At 39.3% G+C, this 18,330-nt stretch carries 15 protein-coding genes; 11 read left to right on the forward strand and 4 right to left on the reverse strand.

What is annotated here, in order from left to right:
• Nucleotides 1–851 precede the first annotated feature (851 nt).
• The 5 genes from IQ274_RS26460 (at nt 852) to IQ274_RS38100 (ending at nt 6,838) form a co-directional block, all read left to right on the forward strand.
• Nucleotides 852–2,591 carry a diflavin flavoprotein gene (locus IQ274_RS26460; RefSeq protein WP_163931927.1) on the forward strand — a complete coding sequence of 580 codons (1,740 nt, stop codon included), beginning with the start codon at nt 852–854 and terminating at the stop codon, nt 2,589–2,591.
• A 122-nt stretch (nt 2,592–2,713) separates the two neighbouring features.
• The gene (locus IQ274_RS26465; RefSeq protein WP_163931929.1) at nt 2,714–4,426 is read left to right on the forward strand and encodes a diflavin flavoprotein; all 1,713 of its coding nucleotides are present in this window, start codon (nt 2,714–2,716) and stop codon (nt 4,424–4,426) included.
• A 403-nt stretch (nt 4,427–4,829) separates the two neighbouring features.
• Nucleotides 4,830–5,891 carry a hypothetical protein gene (locus IQ274_RS26470; RefSeq protein ID WP_194143956.1) on the forward strand — a complete coding sequence of 354 codons (1,062 nt, stop codon included), beginning with the start codon at nt 4,830–4,832 and terminating at the stop codon, nt 5,889–5,891.
• 128 nt (nt 5,892–6,019) lie between these two features.
• Complete coding sequence (locus tag IQ274_RS26475; RefSeq protein ID WP_194143957.1) at nt 6,020–6,310, forward strand: hypothetical protein; 291 nt, start codon at nt 6,020–6,022, stop codon at nt 6,308–6,310.
• A gap of 348 nt (nt 6,311–6,658) precedes the next feature.
• Nucleotides 6,659–6,838, forward strand: a complete 180-nt coding sequence (locus IQ274_RS38100; RefSeq protein ID WP_012411172.1) for a hypothetical protein — start codon at nt 6,659–6,661, stop codon at nt 6,836–6,838.
• 19 nt (nt 6,839–6,857) lie between these two features.
• On the opposite strand, the gene IQ274_RS26480 is transcribed toward IQ274_RS38100, so the two are convergent.
• On the reverse strand, nt 6,858–8,150 hold the full coding sequence (locus tag IQ274_RS26480) for a dicarboxylate/amino acid:cation symporter (RefSeq protein ID WP_163931938.1): 1,293 nt from the start codon (nt 8,148–8,150) through the stop codon (nt 6,858–6,860).
• Between the two features lie 193 nt (nt 8,151–8,343).
• On the opposite strand from IQ274_RS26480, the gene IQ274_RS26485 reads away from it, so the two are divergent.
• The 3 genes from IQ274_RS26485 to IQ274_RS26495 all read left to right on the forward strand — a co-directional run bounded on the left by IQ274_RS26485 (nt 8,344) and on the right by IQ274_RS26495 (nt 13,238).
• The gene (locus tag IQ274_RS26485; protein WP_194143958.1) at nt 8,344–10,974 is read left to right on the forward strand and encodes a DNA polymerase III subunit alpha; all 2,631 of its coding nucleotides are present in this window, start codon (nt 8,344–8,346) and stop codon (nt 10,972–10,974) included.
• Nucleotides 10,975–11,066: 92 nt separating this feature from the next.
• Nucleotides 11,067–11,705: an FMN-binding negative transcriptional regulator gene (locus tag IQ274_RS26490; protein ID WP_194143959.1), complete on the forward strand. Its 639-nt coding sequence runs from the start codon at nt 11,067–11,069 to the stop codon at nt 11,703–11,705.
• A 294-nt stretch (nt 11,706–11,999) separates the two neighbouring features.
• Nucleotides 12,000–13,238, forward strand: a complete 1,239-nt coding sequence (locus tag IQ274_RS26495; RefSeq protein ID WP_194143960.1) for an acetate kinase — start codon at nt 12,000–12,002, stop codon at nt 13,236–13,238.
• 96 nt (nt 13,239–13,334) lie between these two features.
• Here IQ274_RS26495 and IQ274_RS26500 read toward each other — a convergent pair whose 3' ends face one another.
• From IQ274_RS26500 to IQ274_RS26510, 3 genes are all read right to left on the reverse strand, one after another.
• The gene (locus tag IQ274_RS26500) at nt 13,335–14,291 is read right to left on the reverse strand and encodes a hypothetical protein (RefSeq protein WP_194143961.1); all 957 of its coding nucleotides are present in this window, start codon (nt 14,289–14,291) and stop codon (nt 13,335–13,337) included.
• Complete coding sequence (locus IQ274_RS26505; RefSeq protein WP_194143962.1) at nt 14,291–15,166, reverse strand: hypothetical protein; 876 nt, start codon at nt 15,164–15,166, stop codon at nt 14,291–14,293. Before IQ274_RS26505 ends, IQ274_RS26500 begins: the two co-directional genes overlap by 1 nt.
• A gap of 125 nt (nt 15,167–15,291) precedes the next feature.
• Nucleotides 15,292–15,750, reverse strand: a complete 459-nt coding sequence (locus IQ274_RS26510; protein WP_163931955.1) for a hypothetical protein — start codon at nt 15,748–15,750, stop codon at nt 15,292–15,294.
• 405 nt (nt 15,751–16,155) lie between these two features.
• Here IQ274_RS26510 and IQ274_RS26515 point away from each other — a divergent pair, with 405 nt between their 5' ends.
• The 3 genes from IQ274_RS26515 to IQ274_RS26525 all read left to right on the forward strand — a co-directional run bounded on the left by IQ274_RS26515 (nt 16,156) and on the right by IQ274_RS26525 (nt 18,273).
• Nucleotides 16,156–16,941: a hypothetical protein gene (locus IQ274_RS26515; protein ID WP_194143963.1), complete on the forward strand. Its 786-nt coding sequence runs from the start codon at nt 16,156–16,158 to the stop codon at nt 16,939–16,941.
• Nucleotides 16,942–17,020: 79 nt separating this feature from the next.
• Entirely contained in the window at nt 17,021–17,461 is a 441-nt protein-coding gene (locus IQ274_RS26520; RefSeq protein WP_194143964.1) for a GNAT family N-acetyltransferase, read from the forward strand.
• A 17-nt stretch (nt 17,462–17,478) separates the two neighbouring features.
• Nucleotides 17,479–18,273 (forward strand): aminotransferase class IV, encoded by a 795-nt coding sequence (locus tag IQ274_RS26525; RefSeq protein ID WP_322745346.1) that lies wholly within the window; start codon nt 17,479–17,481, stop codon nt 18,271–18,273.
• Nucleotides 18,274–18,330: the final 57 nt, after the last annotated feature.

Here is an 18,330-nt window from a genome sequence, read left to right on the forward strand (position 1 = left end):
GTATCATTAAAATTCTTCAATTATTCCTATGACTACGGTGATTTATCGAAACTTTAAAAATAATTTTTACGCTATTTTCTATTGGAATGAGAAGAAAAACATATATATAGAAGCCTTCTTCCTTTTTATTCAACTCATCTCTGGAAATTTTTCTTAACTATATCCAAAAAATATCTATTTCCTCGACTTCACATAAATTTTATATTTCACATAACAATATTATTGCTTGAAACAAAAATATATTCAATACCTATTGGAAATAGAAGAATTTGTGTTGCTTTTCCTATATTTACTACTTTTCCTACCTTTCCTACTTTTCCTACCTTTTTGTAAGATAGCGTCTTAAAAAACTAACTCTTAATCCATCTTCTTAAGACAATTATTTTACGCCATAACTACAGATTTTGTTTGTAGAACCTAGTATATTTTTATCATTTATACGTCATTCTCAAAAGAATCAACTTTTATTTATCAATTTCTTTATACAGCCATTTAAGAAGCAAAAGACAATTAGAGAGGAGGCTTTTGAGTTGTACTGAGTTTTATATAATAGTCCTAGATGTATGATATTAGTTTTAGTCATTTCATTTTTATTGTCAAATAATATAAAGAAAATGATATTTTTAAATTAGAATAAAATTAGATAAATAAAAAAATAAAATACTAAGTATATTTTTCGGAATAAATTAATATTGAGTAGATTTTTTGAGTCATATTTCTTGCTAGAAAACAGCAACAATTGATACAAGTTAAATTTTTCAAAAACTGATATTCATTACAACTTAAACAAAAAATAATAGAGAGAATGGGGGCAGAAGAAAAACCTGACAATTTGCGCTCGGAGACGAATAATGGTAGCGATGTCTACGACCGGCAACGCCAATGCAGAGAACGTTCAACATCGGCTAACTATACAAACTGTAGAAATTGCCCCTAACACAACGGCGATTCGCTCTCTTGATTGGGATCGCGATCGCTTCGATATCGAATTCGGACTGCAAAACGGCACAACCTACAATTCATATCTAATTAGGGGTGAACAAACAGTTTTGATCGATACTTCTCACCAGAAGTTTCGCGATCTGTATTTAGAGACTCTAAAAGGTCTTGTTAACCCCAAGACAATTGATTACATAATTGTCAGCCACACAGAGCCAGACCATAGCGGCTTAGTAGAAGATGTCCTGCAATTAGCTCCTAGAGCTACTGTCTTAGCCTCAAAAGTTGCGCTTCAGTTTTTGGAAGGCTTAGTCCACGATCCATTTTCTAAGCGAGTTGTCAAAACCGGCGATCGCATAGATATCGGCAAAGGACACGAAATGGAATTCGTGAGTGCGCCTAACCTGCACTGGCCAGATACAATCTTTAGCTTTGACCGCAAAACCCAAATTCTCTACACCTGTGATGCTTTTGGGATGCACTTTTGTGACGATCGCACCTTTGACGAAGATTTAGAAGCGATCGAAGCTGACTTTAGATTTTACTACGACTGCTTGATGGGTCCTAATGCTCGTTCCCTGCTGAATGCCATGAAGCGGATGGGCGATCTAGGAAAGATTAATATTATCGCAAATGGTCACGGCCCCTTATTATACCACCATTTAGATGTTCTGACCGGGTGTTACGAAAATTGGAGCCAAAAACAAGCTAAAGCAGAAACCACAGTTGGCTTGTTTTTTGTCTCAGATTACGGTTATGGTGAGCGCCTTGGTCACGCAATTGCCGAAGGTATCCTGAAAACTGGGGTTGGAGTAGAAGTACTAGATTTAAGTACTGCTGAGAGCCAAGAAATTCAAGAACTAGCTGGAAGAGCTGCTGGCATCATTATTGGTATGCCCCCAAGTACCGCCGCCGCCGCCCAAGCTAGTATCAGTTCGGTGTTAGCTGTCGCTAAGAACAAGCAATTTCTTGGGCTGTTTGAATGTTACGGTGGGGATGATGAACCCATTGATACACTCCGCAGACAATTTCTTGACTCTGGCATCAAAGAAGCTTTCCCACCCATTCGGATTAAAGAGACTCCCAGCGCATCAACATTCCAGTTGTGTGAAGAAGCCGGTAAAGACATCGGACAATTGCTAGTGCGCGATCGCAACATCAAGCAAATCAAGTCTCTTGATGTCAACATGGAAAAGGCGTTGGGTCGCATTAGTAGTGGACTATATATAGTCACAACTAAAAAAGATAATGTCTCAAGCGCAATGCTGGCATCCTGGGTAACGCAAGCGAGTTTGCAACCATTAGGATTAACAATTGCCGTTGCAAAAGACCGCGCCATTGATTCCTTAATGCAAGTAGGCGATCGCTTCGTCCTCAACGTTTTGGAAGAAGGCAATTATCAAGAATTGAAAAAGCACTTTCTCAAGCGCTTACATCCCGGTGCTGACCGCTTTGCAGGAGTGAAAACTCAAACCGCGAAAAACGGTTCTCCGATTCTAACTGATGCTCTGGCATACATCGAATGTGAAATACAGAGCAGCATGGAATGCAGCGACCACTGGATTTTATACTGCACAGTCCAAGAAGGTCGTGTCTCTAAAAACGATGGACTCACAGCCGTTCGCCATCGCAAAGTAGGTAATTACTACTAAAGATGGGAATAGGGCATAGGGCATGGGGTAAGGAGTATGGGTTATTCTCCTTGTTCCCAATGCCCAATTCCCAATTCCCAATTCCCAATGCCCAATGCCCAATTCGCTAACTTTTAACAGCTATGACCAATTCCAAGCCACGCGACGTACAAGTTCTACCAATTGCTACAAATACTAAGGCGATCAGAGCACGTAGTTGGTCACGTCTGCGGTTTGAAATTGAATATGCACTTGAAAGAGGTACTACCTCCAATTGCTATTTAATTGAAGCTGATAAAACCGCACTTATTGATCCACCGCCAGAAAGCTTTACCGAAATTTATTTAGAGGCATTGCGGCAGACTTTAGATTTACAAAGTTTGGATTATATAATTCTGGGTCATTTTAGTCCCAATCGAGTTGCAACCCTCAAAGCAATTTTAGAACTGGCACCACAGGTAACTTTTGTCTGTTCTCTTCCCGGTGCGAACAATTTACGTGCTGCTTTCCTAGAGCAAGATTTGAAAGTCTTGGTGATGCGTGGGAAAGAAACTCTGGATTTAGGCAAAGGTCATGTTTTGAAATTCTTGCCCACTCCTAGCCCACGTTGGCCGGAAGGACTTTGTACCTACGATCAGCAAACCCAAATTCTCTACACAGATAAGTTATTTGCAACTCATCTCTGTGGTGATGAAGTGTTTGATGATAATTGGGAAGCACTCAAAGAAGACCAGCGTTACTACTTTAACTGCCTGATGGCTCCCCAAACTCCTCATGTGCAAGCAGCTTTGGAGAAAATATCAGATTTGCAGGTGAGAATGTATGCTGTGGGTCATGGGCCTTTAGTACGCACCAGCTTAATCGAGCTTACCAAAGCTTATGGAGAGTGGAGCCGTTCTCATAACGATCGCGAGATTTCCGTAGCCCTACTTTACGCTTCAGCTTACGGCAATACAGCAACTTTAGCACAAGCGATCGCTCTGGGATTAACTAAAGGTGGAGTCGCAGTCAAATCAATTAACTGCGAATTTGCCACCCCTGATGAAATTCGCATCAACCTAGCACAGTCAGAAGGTTTTATCATCGGTTCTCCTACTATCGGTGGTCATGCGCCAACTCCCATTCATACTGCTTTAGGAATTGTGATCTCAAGCGGTGACAACAGCAAACTCGCTGGAGTCTTTGGTTCTTATGGTTGGAGTGGCGAAGCCTTTGACTTAATAGAAGGTAAACTCCGGGATTCTGGATACCGTTTTGGCTTTGACACATTGAAGGTCAAGTTTAAACCTGATGATGTCACACTCAAATTCTGTGAAGAACTAGGTACAGACTTTGCCCAAACACTGAAAAAGGCTAAAAAAGTACGTGTACCCCAACAAGCCGCTACCCCAGTAGAACAGGCTGTTGGTCGGATTGTTGGTTCCGTATGCGTGATCACAGCGAAACTTGGAGAAGTGTCTACTGCAATGTTAGGCGCTTGGGTTTCTCAAGCCACCTTCAACCCACCTGGAATAAGTGTGGCGATCGCCAAAGATCGAGCGATCGAATCTTTGATGTATCCAGGCGGTAAGTTTGCCTTAAATATTTTACCTGAAGGCAATCATCAAGACTACATGAAGCATTTCCGTAAATCTTTCGCGCCTGGAGAAGATCGGTTTGCTAACTTTAGTACAGCAGTTGCAGATAACGGTTGTACTGTCCTCACCGACGCTTTAGCATATTTAGAATGCTCAGTCAATCAACGTCTGGAATGTGGCGATCACTGGGTTGTATATGCAACTGTGGACGAAGGTAAATTACTCAAACCTGATGCTGTTACTGCTATCAACCATCGCAAAACTGGCACTCATTACTAAATTATAGGTAATCTCCTAAGTTGAAGATTACCCTGCAATGCAACTCTAGCAGGATTTTTGCTACTTACTCTGTCCGCTACGGATACAATCAACCGCGCTAGATGTCTGCACATCTGAATAAATCCACCTACACATGAGAGTGATAGGTGGATTTATTTTTTTGCTAGGAACAATGCGTTTAGAAATAACAGCATCGGTAGAACTGACGTATCTACATAATAAATTCATCTTTTCTTTAGCATAATTTTACATTTCTATAGTCAATAATTTAACCTACGCAAAATATGATTAAGCGAAGGTTATGAAATTCTTAAAATCTGATATTATCTGGTAGTTGTAATGTTTCATGACTAAAAGCCTAAAAATTTATTACATTCAGGCAGCAAAAAGAAGGAGATCCTAATTGATTAGGAAAATAGACACACAAGGTTTTCAGCTTAAGCCGCTTGGGATGTACTTAGTTGAAGCTGAACTAATTAATCCAGATGAATTAGACATAGCACTCAAGACACAAGAGTTGAGTGGTGAGCAGTTGGGAAAAATTCTGGCAATGCATGGTTTTGTTAAGCAGCAAACCATTGAGTACTTCATGTCAAAAGTTGTATTGCCAGAGCGACGCAAGATCCTCAAAAACCAGTCTTATTCAGACAATGCTAAGAGTGACAGGATATCTGTAGTTGAGTCAAGAAGTTCTATAAAACCAGAAGATGCGATCGCAGCGTTGCAATCATCGCATAAATTGAAAGTATATCTTTCTGCCAACAAAACCCTCAAATTCCTGCTTGGCGTGGTACTTTGCTTGGCTATTCTCAGTCTTTTAGCTAATTACAATGTCTACTATCTACCTGACTTCCCTGGGAGAGATATCTTTAACATTCTATTCGATCTCAACAGTGAGGATAATATTCCTGCTATTTACTCTGGAGGAGCTTTACTATTTTGTTCTATTCTGCTAGAGATCATCTTCCAAGCTCAGAGGTTAGCTAAGAATAAAGATGTCTGGGCATGGAGAGGATTGTCAATAGTTTTTGCTGGTTTATTCTTAGATGAATTGATCGGTCTTCATGAAAGACTAACTGCACCACTGCGAGATACATTTAATACTAGTGGTTTTCTTTACTACGCTTGGGTGATTGCGGGTGCTATCTTCGTACTCCTCTTTTTGCTAGTATTTGGGCGATTTGTGGCTACTCTTCCTGGCAAGACACGACGCTTATTTTTCATTGCTGGAACAATCTACGTAGCGGGTGCAATTGCTACTGAATTGGTAGGCGGATACTATGAATATTACTACACCCCCCATAACATGGTTTATGTCTTCATAACAACTATAGAAGAAGTGCTAGAGATGCTGGGCATAGTTATCTTTATTTATGCGCTGTTGTCGTATATAAATTGCAATACTAAAGGTATAGATATAGGAATCCACATTATTGATTCTAGAAAACAAGACCAGCTGACTTAAAGTTGTTTGAAAAGTATGATTGCTAACTTCTAAGTGTCGGAAACTTAACCCCCTAGTCCTATTCCCTACAAGGAAATGGGGGTTTTAAAACCTCTTTAACTTTTGAGGATAAGTTTGGAAGCTATATTTTGCAACTTTTAAAATATCCTCTAACTACCCGAAATCTACTACTCACTCAGAATAGTAACAATCTGGAAATAACTTTTGAAGGGATGGCTGATGAAAAAGTTATCCTGCAAAACTTTGCTCTAGAAAAACTAGATAACCTATCAGCAGTGAGTAATATCCTGTTTAATGGGACAACTACAATTATTGACAGCTTTGATATCCTGAAGGCCAACTCCACCCAAAGCAACATCTTCAACAAAAACACAGTCACCTTTCTGAATGACCTGAAAAATAATAGACTTGTCGGGTAATAACAAAAAAATGACTGTAAAGATTTCCAGGCAAAAGTTACAGCCATTCCTGTACGAAATACTATAAACGCTTACTATATAAGGCTTTAAGAAATTTATCATCCTATTTCCCGACAACTCTAATATCAATGGTTTTGACAACTCAACTGATGTCATCAATGGTCAGAGGTAAGTGCAATTTCAGTATTAAAGCGGAAATAATATAAATTCACTTGCTGAAATTCCGCAATTGCCACCAGGACAATTGCAAAACCGCAGTGTAGTCTTTAACTAGAAAAACACTATCAGGCAATTGCTAGACAAAATGCCGACTATGGTCGCTAAACTTTTATAATATTTGTTGTTCTTATGACTCCAAAACACACCAAAATTAAATTTCCCCTTTGGCAGTATCTGAACCAGCCTTTATTTAGTCACGATACTAAATTAGTATTGAATCCCCAACGCTTTGCATTGATCTGGCGGCTTCGACTTCTAGAACGCTGTTGGGCTAAAGAATGTGATGCCAAAGGACCCCAACAGCATTAGCTACCTGAAAAGCTTTAAACTAAGCCTCGTCTACAGAACGAGGCTTTTTGCCGTCAAGTAAAGCACTGACAGTCATATCTCCCATGACATTAATCGCGGTGCGGCAGCGATCTAAAAACCAGTCGATGGTAACTAGCAAAGCAATGTACTGGGTAGGTAAGCCTACAGAAGTGAACACTAGTGTCATCGTTACCAGTCCAGCATTGGGAATATTCGCCGCACCTACAGATGCAAAAATCGAGGTCAGAATGACAATTAACTGCTGTCCTAGAGTCAGATGTTGCCCAATTAGTTGGGAAATATACAACGCAGACATTGCTTCATAAAGGGCAGTGCCATCATTATTGAAATTTGCCCCTACTAATGCCCCCAAAGCAGCAGAAGATTCTCTTAAACCAACTTTTGTTTGCAAAACCTCAAAAGTTACTGGCATTGCCGCCGCAGAGGAAGAAGTTGAAAAAGCTGTTAAAAAGGCATCAGAACCGCCAGCTAGGAATTTTAATGGGGGTACCCAAGAACCAAATTTTACTCTAGTGAGGTAATAACACGCCTGTAATGCCAGCGCTAACAGCACCGCTAAGATAAATGCACCCAATGATTTAAATGGTGTAAATCCTTGCATAGCAACTGTTTTAGCAACAATTCCAAAGACGGCGAAAGGCACTAAGGCAATTACCCAGTTGAGGACACCGACTACCGCTTCGAATAAAATCCCGATGACATCTTCTATCGGTTGGTATCCTTTTTTCCCTTGGGCAATTTGTTCAGATTTTAATCCCCGCAGGACGATGCCAAAACTTAGGGCAATAACAATTAGTTGAATGACATTATTATCAACTAATGGCTTCAGGACAGCTTCGGGTACAGCATCTTTGAGTATTCCCCAAGGGTCTAGACTTTGAGTAGGTATTTCTGTGGTTGTTGAGGTAGCTACATTGCCCCACGTTCCCGGACGCAGCACATTCGCTACCAAAAGTCCCACTAAAATAGCTACGGTAGTGTTAGTCAAAAGTAGCACTGCCAGCCGCCGTCCGGCTGTACCGGGGATATCGGTAGTCATTAAGGTATGCAGCACTGCTACCAAAATCAGGGGCGTAGCTAAGGCGCGGAGAGCCTTTAGCACCAATTCAGCCGGAATTGCTAAATTATTGATTAAGGTGGCATTGCTGGGATTGGGATTTCCCGCACCAAGGGCAATTCCAATGCTGACTGCGGCTACTAGGGCGATGAGAATTTGCAATGTGAGAGGGATACGCTGCCACCAAGGGCTAGCTTTGGTTTCAGGCGAAGTAGTACTCTCTGTTTCACTCATTAGTTAGATGCTGATTAACTGCTGTAACTATTAAAACAACACTGATGACAGTGACAATTTCGGAAAAAGAACAGCTTTAATTTTAGGTAAAAACTGCTAATGTAATATTCCGTTGCTTTGCAAAATCCGGCTTGAAAGGGTATACCACAAGGTAGGCCCCTAAAGATATCTTGGCTTGTGGTTGGAGATGCTTATGTCCTTTGTGCCTTTACATATTCACAGTGACTATAGTCTACTAGATGGGGCAAGTCAGCTACCAGAGTTGGTGGATCAAGCGATCAAACTGGGGATGAAAGCGATCGCTCTTACCGATCATGGTGTCATGTATGGAGCTGTTGAACTGATCAAAATCTGCCGTAGTCAAAATATTAAGCCGATTATCGGCAATGAAATGTATGTAATTAATGGCGATATCGAAAAACAAGAACGTCGCCCAAAATATCATCAAGTCGTTTTAGCTAAAAATACCAAAGGTTACAAAAATTTAGTTAAATTAACCACAATTTCTCATCTTCAAGGTGTTCAAGGCAAAGGAATTTTTTCACGTCCTTGTATTAATAAAGATTTACTAAAACAATACCATGAGGGCTTGATTGTCACCAGTGCTTGCTTAGGTGGAGAAGTTCCCCAAGCGATTCTCAGTAATAGACCAGATGCAGCCCGGAAAGTTGCTCAGTGGTATAAAGATGTATTTGGTGATGATTATTATCTAGAAATTCAAGATCACGGCTCCCAAGAAGACCGAATTGTGAATGTAGAAATAGTGAAAATTGCTAGAGAACTAGACATTCAAATTATTGCTACTAATGATTCACATTTTATTTCTTGTTTTGACGTTGAAGCCCACGACGCTTTGCTATGTATTCAAACTGGCAAATTAATTATTGAAGATAAGCGGATGCGTTATAGCGGCACAGAGTATCTCAAATCTGGTGAGGAGATGCGGCAGCTATTTCGTGACCATTTGCCAGATGATGTGATTGCTGAAGCTGTAGCCACTACTGAAGAAGTCGCTGATAAAGTCGAGCCTTACCATATTATGGGTGAGCCTCAGATTCCTACACCCCCCATTCCCTCCGGTCATACTGCTGACACTTACGCCGAAGATGTTGCATGGAACGGACTTTTAGAACGGTTAAATCGCAAATCTCGCCAAGAAGTCGATTCTGTCTATAAAGAAAGATTGGAATACGAACTGAAAATGATTCAGCAGATGGGTTTTTCCAAATACTTTTTAGTTGTATGGGATTATATCAAATTTGCTAGAGATAATAATATTCCTGTGGGCCCAGGTCGGGGTTCGGCGGCTGGTTCATTAGTTGCTTATGCAATGCGAATTACTAATATTGACCCTGTGCATCATGGGCTACTATTTGAACGTTTTTTGAACCCCGAACGGAAATCAATGCCTGATATTGATACGGATTTCTGTATTGAACAACGGGATAAAGTTATTGAATATGTCACTGAGAAATACGGTGCAGATAGAGTTGCCCAAATCATTACTTTTAACCGTCTAACTTCTAAGGCAGTTTTGAAAGATGTCGCCAGAGTATTGAATATTCCCTACGGGGAAGCTGACAAAATGGCGAAATTAATTCCTGTAGTGCGAGGGAAACCAACAAAACTCAAGGTGATGGTTTCCGATAAAACTCCAGAACCAGAGTTTAAAGAGAAATATGATAAAGAACCCCATGTTCGCCATTGGCTTGATATGGCGATGCGAATTGAAGGAACTAACAAAACCTTTGGTGTTCATGCGGCCGGGGTGGTAATTTCAGACGAACCACTTGATGAAATTGTCCCGCTACAGAAGAATAATGACGGTTCCGTGATTACCCAGTATTTCATGGAAGACCTAGAATCAATGGGTTTGTTAAAAATGGATTTTCTGGGTTTACGCAACCTGACCCTGATTCAAAAGACCGTTGATTTGATTCAAGAAACGAGAGGATATCGGGTCGATCCTGATGAAATTCCTCGCCAGGAAAGAAAAGCCCAGAAGATATTAGCTAAAGGTGAACATAGCAGCTTACCTAAAGATGTACAAAAAACTTATGAATTATTAGAAGCAGGTGAGTTAGAAGGGATATTTCAATTAGAATCTTCGGGAATGCGTCAGATAGTGCGAGATTTGAAGCCTTCTAATATAGAAGATATTTCTTCAATTTTGGCACTTTATCGACCGGGCCCATTAGATGCGGGTCTGATTCCTAAGTTTATTAACCGCAAACATGGTCGAGAGAATATTGATTATCAACACACTGTTTTAGAACCAATATTAGACGAAACATACGGAATTATGGTCTATCAAGAGCAAATCATGAAAATTGCTCAGGATATGGCTGGATATTCTTTAGGACAAGCTGACTTGCTGCGTCGGGCGATGGGTAAAAAGAAAGTTTCTGAGATGCAAAAGCAGCGAGAAAAATTCGTGGATGGCGCAGCGAAAAATGGTGTTCCGAAAAAAGTTGCGGATGAATTATTTGAGCAAATGTTGAAGTTTGCTGAATATTGTTTAAGCTATGAAACGGAAATATTGACAGTAGAATATGGATTGTTGCCGATTGGGAAAATTGTAGAAAAACGTATTGAATGTACTGTGTATAGCGTTGATAATAATGGGAATATTTACACACAACCCATAGCACAGTGGCACGATCGCGGACAACAAGAGGTGTTTGAGTATTGTTTGGAAGATGGTTCATTGATTCGGGCAACAAAAGACCATAAGTTTATGACTGTTGATGGTCAAATGTTGCAAATTGATGAAATATTTGAGCGGAAATTGGATTTGATGCGGGTTGAGGGGTTGCCGAATTGAGAGCAGGGGTATTAGAAATTTGGCATTCTTGAGTTGCTATATAAAGGAGAATTAACGAGACTTTTATAAGTTAATAGTAAGGTTAAATAGCCATGTATAGACCAACTGCTTTTCAAGAAAATAATGTAGATAAACTAATCGCCTTTATGAAAGCGAATAGTTTTGCTACATTGGTATCGATAGTAGACGGTGTACCTTATGCTTCACACGTTCCTCTTGTTATTGCAATGCAAGAGGATAATATTAAATTAATTGGTCATCTGGCAAAGCAAAATCCTCAATCGCAAGCCCTCGATACTGAATCACTTGCTATCTTCACTGGGTCACACGCTTACATTTCTCCTACCTTGTATGAAAATTATGAGAGCGTACCGACGTGGAACTATATTGCTGTTCACGCCTATGGTATTCCCAAAGTTATTATGCTCAATGACTCCCCAGAATCAATGAACCAAATGATAAACGAGATGATAGACACCTATGAAGCTGACTACAAATCGCATTGGCACAGTTTACCTAACGGATTTCGTGAAGGTATGATGAATGGAATTGTGGGATTTGAAATAACTGTTACACGTTTGGAAGGTAAGTACAAACTTAGTCAAAACCGAAGCCAAGTTGAGCAGCACAATGTGTCAAGTACACTACTACAAAGTTCAGATCCGGCTGCTCGCGCCGTCGGTGCAGAGATGAGACAAAACCTTGAAGCGAACGAAGATACAGTACGATGAAAACTCGCAGCTTTGCAGTCCTCATTTATAAAGAGGACGATATGTATATAGCTGAGTGTCCCGAAGTTGGTAGGTTGATCAGAGAGAGACAATCGAACAGGCAATTTCTAGCTTGAGAGAGGTAACGCAGCTTTACTTAAAGGAATTTCCTCTACCTGAAACATCTCCAAGGTATAGATTCAATAAATTTTAGCGCTGGAAACACACCTTTGCCGCATATTATGCGTATAGGCTAGAAGCATTAGGCTACATTTAGTGACATGATCAAAGGAGGTCATGTTTTTATGTTGTCCTATGAAGATATTGGTGCTGAATGCCGGATCGAGTACCCAAAAAAGTTGTCTGTATGAGATTACAGATGAGGCTTTCTCCACCCAAGCATCTCAACCCCTTTGGGAAGGGAAAATCAACTGGACTCAAGATCGCGGTGTGGCAGAAATTGAGGTGAAAACTGCTACAGGTGCAACACTGCAAGAAACCATCTCTGATGATTCCCCACAGGCACACCTCACCTATATGCTTCATACTCTGAGTGATGGCGCTACCAAAGTAATAGACCGATTGTCAGAAATCGATGTTGTGGGGCATCGGATAGTACATGGTGGAGAGGATTATCGAGATAGTGTGGTGATTACGGAGGATGTCAAAAAGGCGATCGCTAGCTTATCTAACCTTGCTCCAGCACATAATCCAGTAGCTTTGGAAGGTATAGAAGCAATTGAAGAAATCTTAAAAGATGTTACCCAAGTAGCAGTCTTTGATACTGGATTTCATGCCACTCTCCCCGATGCAGTCGCAATCTATCCCGGCCCTTATGAGTGGGTAGAGCAAGGAATCCGTCGCTATGGGTTTCATGGTATCAGTCACCAATACTGTTCTCAACGTGCTGCCCAAATTCTCGGTCGCGATGTTCCACCTGAGCGGTTAATTACCTGTCATCTGGGTAATGGTTGTTCTTTGGCGGCGATAAAAAACGGCCGCAGTATTGATACCACAATGGGATTCACGCCCTTAGAAGGATTGATGATGGGTAGTCGTTCTGGTTCAGTTGATCCGGGAATTCTGATTTATCTGTTGCGGTACTGCGATTATTCCGTCGAAAAGTTGGATGAGATATTAAATAAAGCTTCTGGGTTAAAGGGAATTTCGGGTGTGTCTAGCGATATGCGCGAAGTGAGAGAAGCGATGTCTACGACGGGCTACGCCAACGCTCAAGGTAATTCCCGCGCTCAATTGGCATGGGATATCTACGTGCATCGTCTGCGTTCTGGTATCGGTGCAATGCTTACCAGTTTGGGTGGATTAGATGCTTTGGTATTTACAGCAGGTGTGGGTGAACACTCTGCGGAAATTCGCCAAGCCGCCTGTGAAGCCTTCGGTTTTTTGGGATTGAAACTTGACCTTCAGAAAAATCAACAGCAGCCTGTGGATGAGGATATTGCTACAACTGACTCAACAGTACGGGTATTAGTTATTCATACTCAAGAAGATTGGGCGATCGCTCAACATTGTTGGCAAATATTGAAAAACTAAAAATTATCAAAAAGCCAACTTATTGTAAGAGTTGGCTAAACTAGCTTCGTTTAAGAGTTTCCTCTTAAGAATTTGTAGAGGAGTTTTGCATTATGCTTAATCTACATTCGATAGTAACCGACGTAGGATAAATTTTCCAGATATTGGTCTTATAAAATTTAAAATATACTCTGAAATTTTTGGGGCAATAAGTGACAAGAATGACAAAAATAATGCATTAACATCCCTAAAACTATGAATAGCACCAACAACAAAGATAGGGATAATACAAATCAGCGTCCATGCCAACCAATTTATAAATTTAGAGTTGATGGAAGTACGTCTTTGAAGCTGATTTATAAGTACATAGCGAGTAGTAGCAAATAGTATAGTGAAGCCTATGAAAGCAAATATTGATAGTATTGCGTTTGCTGTATATAAACTAGAGACAATCAAACCAGCAGGAAACAGCGAAGCTATCTCCCAAACTAGCGGATTTAGTTTAGTCCAAAAGCAACTTAGTATTTGTTCAGTTAGCCAATAATGAGCAGAAATAATTGTGGAACAGTTGGAATTTTGTATAAAATCCAACTTGATTTTGTGGAATATATCACCATGAAGAAGGATAGTGCTTTGCAAAATGATATCTTTCTCTTTATAAGCATCTGAAACTGATTCAGGCTGCTCATAGTAAGAATTAAAGGTGAGTCCAGACTGTAAACTTGCTTTGCCCCGTGCAGTTTTACTTAGAAAAGATTTTATAATATTGACTATAATAGTAACGTAAAAAAAATTACTAACTTCTTTTTCAGTAACTTCTTTTTTATTTCCAAATACAACATTATTGCCGAAACAGGCGTAATACAAAAGAGGAATTATCAGTTTTGGCGGAATGTATAGAGAAATACCAGTTTTTTGTGCTTGCTGAATCTGTTCTACAACTGTCTCATTTAGGTAAAAACTACACTGCGATCGCTCAACCTTAAGTTCAAAGCGATCGCCTTGAGGAACTTGTAGAAATAGAGAGAGTACAACATCAGCTTGGTTGTCTGTTTTTGTTATGTTGGCGTTCATTATCGAGATAAATTTGCGATACCCTGTACCAAACTAATCAAAAAACTAAATGTTCCACGCCACTGCTTTTCTCCAGAAATAACTCCTTGATTATGTGTATTAATGATGAGATTTTTAGCGTCTTCAGATAGAGTAAACAGTTCTTTATGGTAACGAGTAATAATATCTCCATCTAACTGCATGACAGTTTGAGCGAAAATAATATCAGTTTTGGTACTTTTCACATTACCACCATCAAGTGCAGCTTTAAGTTCATACATTTTACGTAAAGTACGAACAAATTTATCATTATTTAAAAGTCTTTGAATCTCTTTAAAAGTTTCAATCCAATCTTCTTGATTGTTTCCATCTTTGTCATCAAGAACGGGAGTTGGAGCAGGTAGTATTGGTTGAGCTAGCTTAACATTCTCCTGATCGGCTTCGACTAGGTTTGTTTGATGTTTCTTCGCATATTCAAGCCTCTGGCGATATCGTTTTACACGCTCATCCTGTGGATTATAAAAATCTGAACCTTCTTCAAGAAGAAGGTAAAAATATTCTCTTTCAATTTGGTTAAATAGACTTCTATAACGCTTGTGCAGTTCTTGAGCTTGAGAACCTTCTTCTGGAATACCTTTTGCCTCAAAGTAATCAGGATCGTGTATAGAATAAATTTCTTGATATGCCTCCCAAGCATTAAACTTTGAAGCATTAATTCTATCTACAACCATCGTATTTACTTCTAAGGCTGTGATGTCAGAAACTAATGTCTGTACAGAAGATACTAAATTGTTTAACAAGACTCTAGCTTGGTTTTGAATATCTTGAGGTTGAGCAACATTTCGGTTTCGAGTCTGAATACCATTTTGGTCTTTAGTTTGAATATTATTAGCCATAGTTTCACCTCTCACAGTTCTGGCTGTAGCATTTTATTAATAGCTAGATACAAGTAAATAAACTTAACGATTTGGCTAGGTTTCGGTAGCTATTTTAGCTTAAATGGGTAATTAACAAAGAATGCTTAAAGTTCTGATTTTTTGCGATTTTTCACAATTTCCATAAAAAATCCATACAATTTTTCCACACTTTCTATGTTCTTGTGAATAATCTCCCGACCATCTCTAATTTGAGTCAAATGAAATTCGCGAATTTCTTTATAGGGGCCACTATCAGTAAATTGACTACCAATCTCATTTTGGATATCACCACTAACAAGATTAATTCGGGTATATATTCGATTACCTGGTTTGGCTGCTTTTATGTCATTTTGTTGCTGATCGGATGACTCTGCTACCCAAGTAGTAATTTTTAAATCAATAGCTTCAACTATTACTGTTTTGATGGCATCAATAATTTCATCAACATCCAGTCCTTTTTTATCGGCATTAAGATTAGTAACTATTGTTTTAAAATCACTATTTTTTGCCTGAATGGATAGACTATTATTTTCCAAGTTGTTCGTAACTACAGTATCTAGCATAAGATTAAGGACACAACAGGTCTAATTGCGAACAAAATTTTATTCTAAATGATGTTCTAAATCTTACTACTGTTACTTAACAAAACTCAGTAATATCAAAGGAACTTAAGAGAAGTAAAGCTAGAATTTGTAGCAGCTAATTTCATCTCAAAAAAGAAAATAATTTATTTAGATTTTGCAAATAAGAAAGCATAAATCATGCCCTACATACTTTACACCATGTATAATATAATACTTTTTTAGCTTGACTTGCGGTTCTACCCGTTTTCAGTTTCTCTTGAAGTAAAGATAGACTGCGATAGTAGCTGCTCAATGGATACTCTTCTGTGACTATATAGCTGAGTAATTTTATAAGAAGTATATTATATATAATGAGTTGCTTCTGCCTGATAAGACAAGAAAAATATGTTGTTGCAGCGTAAAGCCATAGCTACACCTTTGATAATTTGTGTGTCTATTTTAGGAATTGGCTTGATTCAATTCCCTCAATTGCAAACACTTATAGATAGAAAACAATCTGCCTCTTTAGAGAGTCTGAAAAAAGAAATAAAATCAGAACATCTCCGTTTGAATTTTCTCAAAAAAATGCCTACTTTTGGTTATGACAATTTAATTGCAGATTTAATATATCTCAATTTCTTGCAGTACTTCGGAGATGATGAAGTTCGGGATAAAACAGGTTATAGTTTAAGTCCAGAATATTTTGAAGTAATTTTAGAACGTGACCCACGATTTTTAGCAGCGTATCAGAGTCTTTCTATCAGTACTTCATTGTATGCTGCTATGCCAGAACGCACGATCGCACTATCAGAGAAAGGCTTAAAATCAATATCTCCCTCAGTTCCCGAAAGGTCTTATTATGTTTGGCGTTATAAAGGAGTCGATGAGTTATTATTTTTAGGCAATGCTAAAGCTGCCCAACAGTCTTTTGCAATGGCGGCAAACTGGGCGAGTAAATTTTCAGATCCAGAGAGTCAGCTTATAGCTAATACTTCCCAAAGAACTGCGGAATTTCTGAGTCGAAATCCTAATAGTAAATATGCTCAAATTTCTACATGGTCAATGGTTTTAAATAATCATGCTGATGAGAGAACTCAGAAACGCGCAATTAAGGAAATCGAAGCTTTGGGAGGAAAAATAGTTACAACTCCCGAAGGGACTAATAAAATTATATTTCCCCCTAAAGATTAAATATTGCAAGTGTAATAGAGGATTATATTCGCTCAATTATTTTCAAGTTTTTCATACATGATTGAGTAAGGTAATACTGATGTCAATACAATTGGCAGAATCTGACTTTCAAATATTAGGGTGTTTTCCTGTTATCTCTCAGTTGCGCCCTCACCTTGAGCAGGATAACTTTGTAGAACAAGTTCGATATCAAATGAAAGAAGGATATCAACTTGCATTTTTGGAGGTAGAAAAGCAAGCTGTAGCAGTAACTGGATTTCGCATTTCTACTTGTTTAGCATTGGGTAGGCTTTTATACATTGATGATTTAGTTGTTGATGAGTTGAAACGATGCCTACGGCGGGCTACGCCTACGCATAGCTATGGTCAACAGTTATTTCAGTGGCTAATTGAATATGCCAGAAATCATGAGTGTAAACACCTGAGTCTTGATTCTGGTGTTCAGCGATTTGCAGCTCACAGGTTTTATCTCATGCAGCGTATGAGTATTACAAGTCATCACTTTTCAATGGAGTTGTAACGATAAGCAATTTGGTTGTGACAAATAATATTTTTTGGTATGACGGCAAATTAATTCACTCTCAAACCCTAGAACTAAACATTAACGATCCGGGTTTACTTTATGGGGCTACCGTTTTTACAACGTTGCGGGTTTATGAGAACTCCCTAGATAGTAATTTAACTAATTGGCAAGCACATTGCGATCGCTTACTTTTCTCAATCCAATCTTTTGGTTGGCAGCAACCAGACTGGAACCGTCTACTTCAAGGCGCTCAAATTCTCCTTGCACACTTCCCCGTTCTCAGAATTACCCTTTTTTCCGATGGACGGGAATGGATAACAGGTAGATTTTTACCACAGGATTTGACAGAAAAACAAAATAATGGTGTAGTGTGTGCCGTTGCCAGCTCGGAATTTTATCGTTCTCTCCCTTCTCATAAAACTGGAAATTATTTAAGTGCTTGGTTGGCAAAAACTAGCTCAGATGCTCAAGAAGCAATATTAGTCGATACTCAAGGAAATTGGCTAGAAACCAGTACAGGCAACCTTTGGGGATGGTGCGATCGCAGTTGGTACACACCACCTTTGACAGCCGGAATTTTGCCGGGAATTGGGCGATCGCAACTTGTAAACTGGTTGCAAAAGCACCAACAGCCAGTGCGAGAAGAAACTTGGAGTGCCGAGTTAGTCCAGAGATTTGAAGCGATCGCCTACACTAATAGTGTGGTAGAAATTATTCCCATTCATACCGTTCATCTGCCTTCAGGGTCGCTACAATGTAATCCCTACCATCATAGTTTTCAGCTAATAAGGGAGCTTTTTTTAGCATGACAACCACGCCAAATTTGTTATATCTTAAGATAAGTTAACATAATTCTTAATAATCAC

It is taken from the genome of Nostoc sp. LEGE 12447 (assembly GCF_015206985.1).
Taxonomy (GTDB): Bacteria; Cyanobacteriota; Cyanobacteriia; order Cyanobacteriales; family Nostocaceae; genus Nostoc.

Bases quoted from the DNA above. Each gene is read 5' to 3' on its own strand.
- IQ274_RS26460 (WP_163931927.1), top strand. From the start codon at position 852: ATGGTAGCGATGTCTACGACCGGCAACGCCAATGCAGAGAACGTTCAA.
- IQ274_RS26465 (WP_163931929.1), top strand. From the start codon at position 2,714: ATGACCAATTCCAAGCCACGCGACGTACAAGTTCTACCAATTGCTACA.
- IQ274_RS38100 (WP_012411172.1), top strand. From the start codon at position 6,659: ATGACTCCAAAACACACCAAAATTAAATTTCCCCTTTGGCAGTATCTG.
- IQ274_RS26480 (WP_163931938.1), bottom strand. From the start codon at position 8,150: ATGAGTGAAACAGAGAGTACTACTTCGCCTGAAACCAAAGCTAGCCCT.
- IQ274_RS26485 (WP_194143958.1), top strand. From the start codon at position 8,344: ATGTCCTTTGTGCCTTTACATATTCACAGTGACTATAGTCTACTAGAT.
- IQ274_RS26490 (WP_194143959.1), top strand. From the start codon at position 11,067: ATGTATAGACCAACTGCTTTTCAAGAAAATAATGTAGATAAACTAATC.
- IQ274_RS26495 (WP_194143960.1), top strand. From the start codon at position 12,000: ATGAAGATATTGGTGCTGAATGCCGGATCGAGTACCCAAAAAAGTTGT.
- IQ274_RS26500 (WP_194143961.1), bottom strand. From the start codon at position 14,291: ATGAACGCCAACATAACAAAAACAGACAACCAAGCTGATGTTGTACTC.
- IQ274_RS26505 (WP_194143962.1), bottom strand. From the start codon at position 15,166: ATGGCTAATAATATTCAAACTAAAGACCAAAATGGTATTCAGACTCGA.
- IQ274_RS26510 (WP_163931955.1), bottom strand. From the start codon at position 15,750: ATGCTAGATACTGTAGTTACGAACAACTTGGAAAATAATAGTCTATCC.
- IQ274_RS26515 (WP_194143963.1), top strand. From the start codon at position 16,156: ATGTTGTTGCAGCGTAAAGCCATAGCTACACCTTTGATAATTTGTGTG.
- IQ274_RS26520 (WP_194143964.1), top strand. From the start codon at position 17,021: ATGTCAATACAATTGGCAGAATCTGACTTTCAAATATTAGGGTGTTTT.